This window comes from Streptococcus sp. 3613 (assembly GCF_013277375.1).
Lineage (GTDB): Bacteria > Bacillota > Bacilli > Lactobacillales > Streptococcaceae > Streptococcus > Streptococcus pseudopneumoniae.
Map to the genome: position 1 here is coordinate 1 of NZ_VMMV01000021.1, position 11,164 is coordinate 11,164.

Below are 11,164 nucleotides of genomic sequence, written 5' to 3' on the forward strand. Positions count from 1 at the left end.
CCACTATCCGTTCATCCCCGAAACCATCCCCGTCCAATCCGTTTACAACAAATATAAACACTTTTTCTTACCTCTACCGCCATATTCACCAGATTTGAATCCTATTGAGCAAGCTTGGGCTATCTTGAAAAAGAAAGTGACGGATTTATTAAGGGAAGTTCCAACTATTTTTGAATGTTTGGAACGCTTTTTAAAAACTAAATGACTATAAAACTTTTTTCCCAGATTTTTGTTTACTACTAAAGTTCACAATGGGTCTAATTTTTAAAATACTCTTGTTTAATTTTTGTAAGCAGATTGTTAGTAAAAGAGAATAACCCTGCTAAATTTCTGATCTACTTTATTCTATAGTAAAATGAAATAAAAATAGGACAAATCAATCAGGACAATCAAATCAATTTCTAGTAATGTTTTAGAAGTCCAGATGTACTATTCTAGTTTCAATCTACTATATATTATTCACTGACTAAAAAAGAAAACCTACCTTCTCAGTAGATTTTCTCTGTTTAAAATTTATTTCCAAGCGCCACTGGCATCTACATAGTAACCATCAGGTGTATAGGTGTTGTGAAGCATCTTACCAGTTGAAGCAAGGTAGTACCAAGATCCACTATCTTTTACCCATCCTGTTACCATAGAACCTGAGTTGTTTAGATAATACCAAGATCCACTATCTTTGATCCAACCTGTCGCCATAGAACCTGAGTCCTTTAGGTAATACCAAGAGTTATTATCATATAGCCAATTGCTAGCAATCATAGCTCCTGATGATTTAAAGGCATACCAGTTGCCACCCTGATAGAGCCAAGTTTGATTGAACATGACTCCTTTATCATTCATAAAGTACCAAGTTCCCTTGTCCTTAACCCAAGCATTTTTAACTAATTGACCTTGTTTTTGATAGTACCACTTTTCACTGTAATTCTTTTTTAGCCAGCTTTCTGCTTTTAGAATCGGATAAAGTATTTTGAAGGCTCCTCCCCCTCTGTAGGAATGACTGATAACTCCTGGTTTTTGAAGTTTCAATTCTACATAGTCGTCTTCCCAAGCAAACACTTTTTGACCATTGAGAGTCTCTGGTAAGGTAGCAGTGTAGGTCTTAGTTTGATAGTCCCATTTTGCATCAAGGTAGGTGTGTTGATCATTTGATTCGTCAATACGGAAGTAACCACTCTTTCCGCCATCATTATATACATCATCTACTACTTTAGTGGACCAGGTCTTTACTTCATTTCCGCTCTTGGCTTCTACCTTGATATCTCCTCTATAGCCATAAGGTACATAGAAATTCAGGTAACGCCCCTCTGTACCGACCATAGATTTGTCCTTTTCTTGACCTAGGAAATTGATAGTCTGATCTTGACCATTGAGACTAACCGTCCACTCGATTTTCTCAGTTTTTGGCAAATCCAAGACTTTGATATCCACTTCATGGCCATTGTTAAATCGAAGAATTTTGCCATCTTGATACTTAACCCCACCCTTAATAACCCATTCTTCTTCCAACTCAAAGGCTTGACCTGAATGAGGGAAAGCTAATAAAGCTAGACCTGCTAGAGATAAACCAAATAGTGTGATTTTTTTTGATACTTTCATTTTCTTAACTCCTTATTTTTGGAATAAAACAAATTGACTGTTTTTAGGATAAACTGATACATGTTGCTCTTCGTGAATTTGTGATGCAGCTTCAAGGACTAGAGGATAAGAGTATTGATACAGTTCCTCTAAAGTAATTTTTCCGTTAGTATTGGTGTCTGCCATAGGCGAAATCATTCTATTTTGAAGTGAATCCCAACCTGTACCCATTGCCCAGTATCTGGTGGCAAGACTACCTACTCCGACTACACTATACGATTCTTCGCCTTTCCAAGAGGCACATAGTACGAGGAATTTAGAATCAAGCATTTCACCATTCTTGCTTGCTACATCTCCTGTTGAAAATCCTGCCAAAAATGCTTGTTCATCAAATTTTTCTTCAGACTTGGAGGCAACCTTTTTGTCTGACTTACCTACATCTATAATTGTTCCTGAATAGCAACAATCCAGCATAACCACAAACTTACCTTTATATTGTTTCAGTATAGATGCCAATTCCCAGCCTGAAAATGTCTGACCATCGCTACCAAGATAGATTCTTCCGTCTCTTCCTCCATGACAAGTAAGGTAAAGATAGTTCACATCGCTTTCGATAGAAGATTTGAAAAGCTCTTGCGTTTTTGCAATAATCTCGGACTTAGTTTTATCTGGGAAACGAACAACTTTACTAAAGTTTTGGTTACCAAAAACCTTTTCCATAGCATTAACGTCTTCGATAGGTACTGCTCTCGTTGATGTTTCACCAAGAACTAAAGCACGGCGATTAATCGTTTGTCTTGCTCCACTACTAGCAAAGAAATAAGTATCATCTCCAATATTGTGCCAACCTGTCTGCATAGCACCGCTGGCAGCCAAATAATATTGTTTTCCTTCGATAGTCTGTAGGCCAGTTTGCATGACACCGCTAGTATTTAAATAGTACCAACTACCAGAAATCAAACACCATCCTGTTTTCATAGCACCACTAGTATCTAGATAATACCAATTTCCATATTCATTAAACCAACCTGTTTTCATCCAACCTTCACTATCAAAATAGTACCAGGTTTCATTGATCTTTTCCCACCCGTTTTTAGTGTAAGAACCGTCAGAGTGTTTATACCACCAACGGCTATTCGATTGAATCCAACTGCCATTAGAGTGACTATAAGACTTGGGAGAGATAGATTCTTGAGCAGAAACTGGACTATTTACTGGTAGTGTTGCCACTAGGCTCAGTAAAGCAACTGATGACAATAAAATTTTTTTCATAATCATATTGTCCTTTCTGTTTTATTTTTGTATAATCATATCACAAATAAAAAAACAGGTTTTATTTTTTGCAGAAATGGAAGAGGAATACTATGGAAAATTTTGGAGCAGTTTTAAAGGATATCCGTATTTCAAAAAATTTTCGTCTTAAAGATTTGGCTTGTGATAAGATTAGTGAGTCAACTATTTCTCGTTTCGAAAATGGGATTACAAAATTATCTATTGATCATTTTTACATATTGTTAAATCGCCTGGGGATATCATTTTCGGAATTTGAAGAATTAGTTCATTGCTATTATTCCAAAAAAGAATGCTTTTTTGAAGAATTAGAACATGCTGTAAACTCTTCAGATATCATTTTGTTACAAGAACTAATAAAGAAAATAGAGCTAAAACAAAAGCAGGAAAGAAGTTTATGCAATTTTCACATAAAATTGATTGCTGAACAACAGATTAATCGCCTTGTAAATCTTCCTTATAATACATCTAAATGCAATGAGATAATAAAGTATTTGCTTTCGGTAGATACTTGGATGGAGTATGAACTGAAAATTTTTTATAATTCGGTGTTTTTTATGAACACTAAAACCATAAGCTTATTATATAGAGCGGTAATCAAGAAAACACGACATTTTTTAAAAACAAATATGGGAACACATAGAGTAATTCCTTTATATTTATTTAATTTAGAATTATTATTAAAAAATAATTTGTTAAATAACGCTCAATTTTTTATAGATGATTTAGAAAATTTACTGACCAGACAAGGATATTATTTTGAAAAGAATTATTTACTCTTCCTAAAAGGTATTTATCTTATAAAAACTAATCAAATAAAGTTAGGTAAAAAAGAATGTTCTAAAGCTATGAGAATATTTAAGGAATATAATGATAGTGATACAATAAATGAATTAAACCAGAAATTTAAGCTAGATCTAACAATTTAATTGTTAAATGATATTGTTTAGAGATATAATTCCTAAAAAATTAGACAAATAATTTATCTATAAGATTTGGTTCTGTATTACACTGAGCTAAGTCTTTCTTAGTTTTAATACATTTGTTATTATATAGGCTTTTATTGATTATTTCTTGTTTTAATTCAGGGGAATAGTAACGATTCTTCCCATTTTTAACACTCTCTATTCCATAACGATTAATTCATCTTGTCACATACCTTAGCCCGAAACATCTACACAAAATCTTTTTGAAAGCTGATTAAAGATTTGTACTTGCTTTCTAAGTTCATAGATCTGAACCTTAACCTCATTTGTCAATCCCATAATAAAAATAAGGACATTCCAATTGAACTGCACCCCAAAAGTTAGACAGAAAAAATCTAACTTTTGGGGTGCAGTTCATATATAGGCGCTATTTTTTCTTGAGCAAGCGGATGTAGTCCTGCTTGCTATGAATAATATCTGATACAAAGACAGCTTTTCTGTCCTCTAAAATATGATAGAATGCTAGGTAATCTCCTAAAATGATGCATCGAGTTTTGTGGGGTGGGTATATAATCCCTCCTACTCTTTCGTCAGCATCAAATCCTGCTTCTGGGAAGACTTCAAGACGCTCCAAACCATAAAGAACATTCTTAACTGTGTTTGCTCCTGCCTGTTCTGAAAAGTAGTTAGCTGAGATATAATCTTTAATACCTCTTAGCTGTTCTTGTACCGTTTCGGAGATAATGATGCTATATGCCTTCTCGTTAAATTCCAAGGTTAGCCCTCACTTCATCAAGACTGTAAGTTCTTCCATGTTCTAAATCCTCAAAGCTACGAGCAATTTCAGCACGCAACCTTGATAGAAGTTCTTCTCTTTCTTTATCTACTTGAGTTTCAAATGGCAAGGCTTTATTTTCTACAATGTGTTCTAAAAACAAGTTAAAACTGGCTGTCATATCAAGATTTTGCGCTGTGATAATAGCTTTAGCTTTCTCTAACAAGTCTCTGTTAGTCTTAAAATTTACCTGTGTGTTTTTTTCTAAAACATTCATGGTAGCACCTCCTTTAGACTATTATATCACTTTGAACTATACAGGTCTAGTTACGTATAGACGATTATAGCTGGATACTAAGAGAAATCAAAAAGCACTAGGGGAAAACGCCCCAAAGTGCTTAATTTCAAGGCTTTACAGCCTATCTTATTTAATAAAATATTACAACATTTTGTTGTAGAATTCAACGACAAGTGCTTCGTTGATTTCTGGGTTGATTTCGTCACGTTCTGGCAAGCGAGTCAATGAACCTTCCAATTTTTCAGCATCGAATGATACGAATGCTGGACGTCCAAGAGTAGCTTCTACTGCTTCAAGGATTGCTGGAACTTTCAATGATTTCTCACGAACTGAGATCACTTGACCTGGAGTTACGCGGTATGATGGGATATCAACACGTTTTCCGTCAACAAGGATGTGACCGTGGTTTACGAATTGACGAGCTTGACGACGAGTAGTCGCAAGACCAAGACGGTAAACAACGTTATCCAAACGACGTTCCAAAAGAAGCATGAAGTTGAAACCTAGGATTCCGCCTTTGATTTTTGTAGCTTGTACGAACAAGTTACGGAATTGTTTTTCACCTACACCGTAAGTGAAACGAAGTTTTTGTTTTTCAGCCAATTGCAAACCGTATTCTGATAATTTAGAACGGTTGTTTGGTCCGTGTTGTCCTGGTACGTAGTTACGACGTGCCAATTCTTTACCTGTACCTGTAAGTGAAAGGCCAAGGCGACGAGATTGTTTCCAAGATGGTCCTGTATAACGTGACATGTGAATGTCCTCCTGATATAAATAATATTTCGGTGGAAATAGTCACTTAGAAAGCCCTGATTCGTGCAGATGCCCTTCGCCTAAACAGCCAAGGTTACTTATCATAAGACACCTGTTGACGAGCTTCATGCTTTCCTGCTGATATTTCACACAAAATCTATTTTACCATGAATAGCTGGATTTGTAAAGGGGTTTTAGGCTTTATTTTCACTACCAGAGAGATTGAGAAGGAGGGTAAAGGTACTTCCTAGACCGTACTGGCTGCTGACTGTGATTTCCCCACCCAATTGATGAGCCAATTCACGCGCAATCGCAAGACCAAGACCATGCCCACCTGTTTTCATGTTACGCGAAGTTTCGACACGATAAAGGCGTTTGAAAATATTCTCCAAATCCTCTGGGGCAATGCCCTGCCCCTCATCGGTCACACTGATTGAAAGCTGGTTCTTCTCCAGCTTAGCCACCACTTCCAGCTTGGTTCCTGGAGCAGAGTATTTAAAAGCGTTATTGAGCAGATTCACCAAGATACGAGAAAGCTTAGCATAATCTCCTTCAGTCCGGGCAGACTCTGGGATTACCTGCAAGTGGACATCTCTTCTCTCCTGCTCAATCAAAAACTGAAATTCACTCATGCACTCAATCAAGAGCTGATCCAGAAAAATGCTGTCTTTGCTGGTCGTTTCCACCTGATTTCTAGCTGTGTTTAGGGTCAAAAAATTCAACTCCTCAACCAGTTTATTGAGTCTTTCCGTCTGGCGTCCAATGGTTGCTAGATAATGGTCCTGTTCTCCTTCCTTGATAACCCCATCCAAAATCCCTTCTACCGTCGCTTGGATTGAAGTGATAGGAGTCTTGATATCATGCGACAACTGGGCAATCATCAAGCCCTTTTCTCGTTCGCTTTCTTCCAAGGAATCAAAGCTTGCCTGCAAATCATGGGACATTTCATTAAAAGCTTGGCCTAATTGTTGAAATTCTAAAGGGCCTTGAACCTCCAAATTTGAAGGAAAATCCTTGTCCGCTACCCGCCTGGCATGCTCCTTGAGTTTGCCCAACGACGTAAAGACCGGCGATAGGAGAAAGAGACTAATCCCAGCACCGACAAGGCTGGCAACGATGGTCATCCCAAGCAAAAAGTAAATCTCGCCTTTCGCAATCAGCATTTTTTGAACAGCCCAAAAAACAACCAAAATGGTTAAGAGGGTTGAAATAATATATCCAACCAAAATATAACTTTTTAGTTTCATGTTTGTCCTCTCGGTTTCTCTATCTTATATCCCAACCCCCAAACTGTCTTAATAGTGGGCGTTTGGTCACTACTATATTTTGCCAACTCCTGTCGAAGAGCATGGATATGCACATTCAAGGTATTGGTGTCATCCACATAGTCTTCTTGCCAGACTTTTTCATAGAGGTCTGTCTTGGAGAAAACTCGCTCTGGATTGCTAGCTAAAATCCACAGCAATTCAAATGATTTAACAGTTAAATCCAGCATTTCTTCTCCTATTTGAACTTCATGGCTACTATGATTCATTTTTAGATTGCCAAGGGAAATCAGCTCTGTTTCGCCCCCACGATGAAGGCGGCGCAAAATATTATGGACCCGCAAAACCAGCTCACGTGGGCTAAAAGGCTTAGCAATAAAATCATCTGCTCCCAAGCTCAGGCCGTAAATCTTGTCCTGTTCACTGGTCTTAGCAGTAATAAATAGGAAAGGCTGCTCTGGTGATAAGTATTGAACCTCACTGATTAAATCATAACCATCCATCCGAGGCATCATGACATCTGTGATAATCAAATCAATCGGTTTTTTCTTGAACAGCTCTAGCGCTTCCAGTCCATCATGGGCTACCAAGACCTGATAACCTGCCTGAATTAAGTATCTCTGATGAATATCTGTGATTTCTACCTCGTCGTCAACGAGTAAAATTGTCTTTCCCATCTGTCTCTCCTTTGATAAAAACAGTGCTATACTGCTTTAAGTATAACACTATTTTTATTGTTTTACGATGATTTTAATCTGCTATTGAAAGAAAGTCCTGATTGCTGATTGAGTTGGTAAACTAGCCTTAGTCAGCCCACTATCCATCATTTATTTCCTTAGCTGATTAGTTTTCTTCTTTTTTGTTTTTCAAACCTAGACCACCGAGTAAACCTGCAAGCGCAAGCCCAAGGAAACCAATACTTGCCATTGATGTTTGAGCTTCACCAGTATTTGGTAGCATAGCTTTATCATCTGACATCATCTTGTCTGACATCATCTTGTCTGACATCATCGTATCAGACATCTTATTAGCAGAAGCAGCCATGTTTTCACCTGCCATCATATTGGTAGAGCTTGTCATGGTGTCAGCAGGCATGCTATCTGTAGTACTTGGAGCTGGAGTCTCAGTCTTCATACCTGATTTTTCCATTTGGTCATTTGCTGGCATTGCTTTATCAGTCTCTTTGGCTGGTGCCATCATGGCCTTATGGTCAGCAGCTGTTTGATGAGTCGCACCTGTAGCAGAATTGTGATTCATCGGAGTCACGCCAGAACCAGAGTTAGAAGATGAGAATGAAGCATTTGCTGTGTCTGATGTTTCTTTAACATTTATCTTAATAGTAACTTTTTTAGCTGCTACGACATTTGTCAAATCTGCTTTACCATCTTTGTTGCCATAGACATTGACTGTAGCGCTGTAGGTTTTAGTGCCGTTTGCTCGGAACTGGTCAATGAGTTCTTGTTTTTCTTTGCCAGCCACGTTTCCGTCCAAGGCTACTTGATAGAAGTATTGCCCTTTGGTCTTCACGTTTTCACCTAGTGGAGATAGGGCTGGGTTTTTAGCGTCGCCATTATCTGACCATGGAGCCTTGTCAGATGCCTTAAGCAAGAGACGAGTCAACATGCCATCACCTGCGAATAGTTCGTATGGAATCACATGATTGACACCTGCTGTGAATGGACCTTCACCCTTGGCTTTTTCTAGATAGGCTGCTGGAACATCGATACTGTCTTTAACGTTGTCTGCAACGGCTTTTTGAACTGTTTCTTTAGAAATTAAACCGTTTATGCTAATAGTGACTTTTTTAGTTGCTACGACATTTGTCAAATCGGCTTTACCATCTTTGTTACCATAGACATTGACTGTAGCGCTGTAGGTTTTAGTGCCGTTTGCTCGGAACTGGTCAATGAGTTCTTGTTTTTCTTTGCCAGCCACGTTTCCGTCCAAGGCTACTTGATAGAAGTATTGACCTGTGGTCTTCACGTTTTCGCCTAGTGGAGATAGGGCTGGGTTTTTAGCGTCGCCGTTATCTGACCATGGAGCCTTGTCAGATGCCTTAAGCAAGAGACGAGTCAACATGCCATCACCTGCGAATAGTTCGTATGGAATCACATGGTTGACACCTGCTGTGAATGGACCTTCACCCTTGGCTTTTTCTAGGTAGGCTGCTGGAACATCGATACTGTCTTTGATGTTGTTTTTAACTGCAGATTTGACATCGCTTCTTGTTACAAGACCGTTCAAGGTAATATTGACTTTACGTTCCTTGACAACCTTATTCAAATTTGGTTTATCACCGGCTGCTTCATAGACAGTCAGGGTAGCTTCATAGGTATTTGTACCATTAGTACGAAGTGTATCTAATAAATCCTGATCTTGCTTACCTGTAGTGTTACCATTCAAAGATACTTGATAGTAATACTTGCCATCAGGTAAATTTTTCACTGGTGGAATTTTTTCATTTTTATCCTTACCATTATCTGACCATGGAGCCTTGTCAGATGCTTTGAGCAAGAGACGAGTCAACATACCATCTCCTGCGAAAAGTTCATATTTAAGCGGTTTGTTTACACCAGCCAAGAAAGGACCGGAAGCTTTGGCTTGTTCTAGATAGCCCGCTGGGACATCGATACTGTCTTTAACATCCTCATCGACAGCTTTTTTAATATCTTCTGGACTTGCTTGTTTCCCATCCACATCAGCTGTATCTACAGCTTCTTTTAAGACATCTGCTAGCTCTGAATTTTCTTGAGCTTCTTCACCTTTTTCAAAAAGTGTATCCAGACGAGAAGGGCTTGTCTCCTCGCTCACTTCAGTTACTTCTGTAGGTGTAGAAAGTGAGTTCGTATTTCCAGCAACGACCTCAGGTTTCGCTTGAGCAAGAACAGTATCTCCCTGAGTTTCTGCTAAGTCACCCTCTTTCGTTCCCGATGTCTCTTCAGGTACAACTTGAGCAGGGGTCGGATTGACCCCATCGGCACGTACAGAACTTGGCTGACCAACTAGGACAAAGAAGCCACTAGCCACAACAACTGAGGCAACACCGACACTGAGACGGCGAATAGACCAACGAGTATATCTTTGATTTGGATTGAATTTCATAGGGTTCTCCTTAGAGTTTTTCTTTATTTGATGACTCTAGTATAATATCCTAAAATTAAAAAGGACTAAGAAAAAGTTAAAATTTTTCTTAAATCCCTCTTATAAAATACTTATATCAATTAAATCCATAAACAGATTTGGTGATTTGATAGACGACATTGGACAGTTTGCGAGCTGGCAAGACTGAATGTTTGGTCAAACGGCTAAGCATGGTCTTACGGATAGCCTGAAAAACCTCTGGATTTTCCTGCTGAATATAGGTCCACAGCTCCCGTTTTTTTGCCAAATGCTCTGCTGTACCTGCTCGATTGAGCAGGGCACTGGAAATCACCGTCGTAATCTCGATATGATTCAGCAGATATTCTCGCATTTTGGGGTGGCTCACTTGGGATAAATCAAGCTGGTCTACCAAGAGTCGATTGACTTTAAGTTGCTGGTCAATGCGCTTAATCATCACTTGCTCATTGACAGACTGGTCCTCACGCCCAATCAAATAACGATAGAAATCGACAGGCAGATAGTACATGGTCTTGACCTGCTGAAGAGGGGTAAAGACAAAGAGATTATCGACATAAAAAGTATGCTCAGGCAGTTGGAACTGGCTAGCACGCAACAAATCTGTCCGATAAATCAGCGAGTGCATCATGATATACTGGCCTTTGGAGAAATTTCCGACCTGGTCCCAGCCAAAAATCTGCCGAACAGGCAAGACTGACTCGTAGCTCATACTCTTCTTACGAGACTGACCTTCCTTTTCGTAAACAAAATTAGTCACAAAGGCGTCAACCTCTTGACCCTTACTCTCAAGTTCCTGCAAGGTTTCAAGAGTTTTCAAGTAGGCACGAGGATCCACCCAGTCATCACTGTCAACTACTTTAAAATAGCGCCCAGAAGCCTCTACCAAGCCACGATTGACCGCACCGCCATGGCCCTTATTTTCCTGATAAATGGCTCTAACGATGTTAGGATACTTGTCGGCTAAACGCTCAGCGATTTCCTGAGTCTGGTCCTGAGACCCATCATTGATAATCAAAATCTCAACTTGCTCACCACCAATCACTAGCGACTCCACACAGTAATGAAGATAGGCTGCAGCATTATAGCTAGGAATGGCGATAGACAATAACTTCATAATCTACTCCTTTAGGGGACTGATTTTTCTTACTCAATGAAAATCAAA

11 protein-coding genes and 1 pseudogene are annotated in these 11,164 nt (G+C 38.9%); 2 read left to right on the forward strand and 10 right to left on the reverse strand.

Annotated elements, in window-relative coordinates:
- Positions 1-205, forward strand: a 205-nt coding sequence (locus tag HT708_RS02430; protein WP_172925924.1) for a transposase, incomplete at its 5' end; no start/stop codon positions are given.
- A 308-nt stretch (positions 206-513) separates the two neighbouring features.
- On the opposite strand, the gene HT708_RS02435 is transcribed toward HT708_RS02430, so the two are convergent.
- On the reverse strand, positions 514-1,596 hold the full coding sequence (locus HT708_RS02435; RefSeq protein ID WP_000868697.1) for an N-acetylmuramoyl-L-alanine amidase family protein: 1,083 nt from the start codon (positions 1,594-1,596) through the stop codon (positions 514-516).
- A 12-nt stretch (positions 1,597-1,608) separates the two neighbouring features.
- Complete coding sequence (locus HT708_RS02440; RefSeq protein ID WP_000722389.1) at positions 1,609-2,847, reverse strand: caspase family protein; 1,239 nt, start codon at positions 2,845-2,847, stop codon at positions 1,609-1,611.
- Between the two features lie 92 nt (positions 2,848-2,939).
- Here HT708_RS02440 and HT708_RS02445 point away from each other — a divergent pair, with 92 nt between their 5' ends.
- Positions 2,940-3,794 (forward strand): Rgg/GadR/MutR family transcriptional regulator, encoded by an 855-nt coding sequence (locus HT708_RS02445; RefSeq protein WP_054393211.1) that lies wholly within the window; start codon positions 2,940-2,942, stop codon positions 3,792-3,794.
- A gap of 124 nt (positions 3,795-3,918) precedes the next feature.
- Here HT708_RS02445 and HT708_RS11680 read toward each other — a convergent pair.
- From HT708_RS11680 to HT708_RS02480, 8 genes and pseudogenes are all read right to left on the reverse strand, one after another.
- Positions 3,919-4,130: pseudogene (locus tag HT708_RS11680) on the reverse strand (IS3 family transposase); the annotation flags it as partial.
- Positions 4,131-4,218: 88 nt separating this feature from the next.
- Complete coding sequence (locus HT708_RS02450; RefSeq protein ID WP_050261340.1) at positions 4,219-4,566, reverse strand: type II toxin-antitoxin system RelE/ParE family toxin; 348 nt, start codon at positions 4,564-4,566, stop codon at positions 4,219-4,221.
- Positions 4,556-4,843 carry a type II toxin-antitoxin system RelB/DinJ family antitoxin gene (locus HT708_RS02455; RefSeq protein ID WP_001101480.1) on the reverse strand — a complete coding sequence of 96 codons (288 nt, stop codon included), beginning with the start codon at positions 4,841-4,843 and terminating at the stop codon, positions 4,556-4,558. Before HT708_RS02455 ends, HT708_RS02450 begins: the two co-directional genes overlap by 11 nt.
- A gap of 162 nt (positions 4,844-5,005) precedes the next feature.
- Entirely contained in the window at positions 5,006-5,617 is a 612-nt protein-coding gene (gene rpsD, locus HT708_RS02460; protein ID WP_000092760.1) for a 30S ribosomal protein S4, read from the reverse strand.
- Positions 5,618-5,811: 194 nt separating this feature from the next.
- Complete coding sequence (locus HT708_RS02465; protein ID WP_000769775.1) at positions 5,812-6,864, reverse strand: HAMP domain-containing sensor histidine kinase; 1,053 nt, start codon at positions 6,862-6,864, stop codon at positions 5,812-5,814.
- The gene (locus HT708_RS02470) at positions 6,861-7,559 is read right to left on the reverse strand and encodes a response regulator transcription factor (protein WP_000520643.1); all 699 of its coding nucleotides are present in this window, start codon (positions 7,557-7,559) and stop codon (positions 6,861-6,863) included. Before HT708_RS02470 ends, HT708_RS02465 begins: the two co-directional genes overlap by 4 nt.
- A 166-nt stretch (positions 7,560-7,725) precedes the next feature.
- Entirely contained in the window at positions 7,726-9,984 is a 2,259-nt protein-coding gene (locus HT708_RS02475) for a PavB family fibronectin-binding SSURE repeat adhesin (protein WP_172925925.1), read from the reverse strand.
- 115 nt (positions 9,985-10,099) lie between these two features.
- Positions 10,100-11,116, reverse strand: a complete 1,017-nt coding sequence (locus HT708_RS02480) for a glycosyltransferase family 2 protein (RefSeq protein ID WP_000771879.1) — start codon at positions 11,114-11,116, stop codon at positions 10,100-10,102.
- Positions 11,117-11,164: the final 48 nt, after the last annotated feature.

Coding starts and splice junctions, on each gene's coding strand:
- HT708_RS02435 (WP_000868697.1), bottom strand. CDS start 1,596: ATGAAAGTATCAAAAAAAATCACACTATTTGGTTTATCTCTAGCAGGT.
- HT708_RS02440 (WP_000722389.1), bottom strand. CDS start 2,847: ATGAAAAAAATTTTATTGTCATCAGTTGCTTTACTGAGCCTAGTGGCA.
- HT708_RS02445 (WP_054393211.1), top strand. CDS start 2,940: ATGGAAAATTTTGGAGCAGTTTTAAAGGATATCCGTATTTCAAAAAAT.
- HT708_RS02455 (WP_001101480.1), bottom strand. CDS start 4,843: ATGAATGTTTTAGAAAAAAACACACAGGTAAATTTTAAGACTAACAGA.
- rpsD (WP_000092760.1), bottom strand. CDS start 5,617: ATGTCACGTTATACAGGACCATCTTGGAAACAATCTCGTCGCCTTGGC.
- HT708_RS02465 (WP_000769775.1), bottom strand. CDS start 6,864: ATGAAACTAAAAAGTTATATTTTGGTTGGATATATTATTTCAACCCTC.
- HT708_RS02470 (WP_000520643.1), bottom strand. CDS start 7,559: ATGGGAAAGACAATTTTACTCGTTGACGACGAGGTAGAAATCACAGAT.
- HT708_RS02475 (WP_172925925.1), bottom strand. CDS start 9,984: ATGAAATTCAATCCAAATCAAAGATATACTCGTTGGTCTATTCGCCGT.
- HT708_RS02480 (WP_000771879.1), bottom strand. CDS start 11,116: ATGAAGTTATTGTCTATCGCCATTCCTAGCTATAATGCTGCAGCCTAT.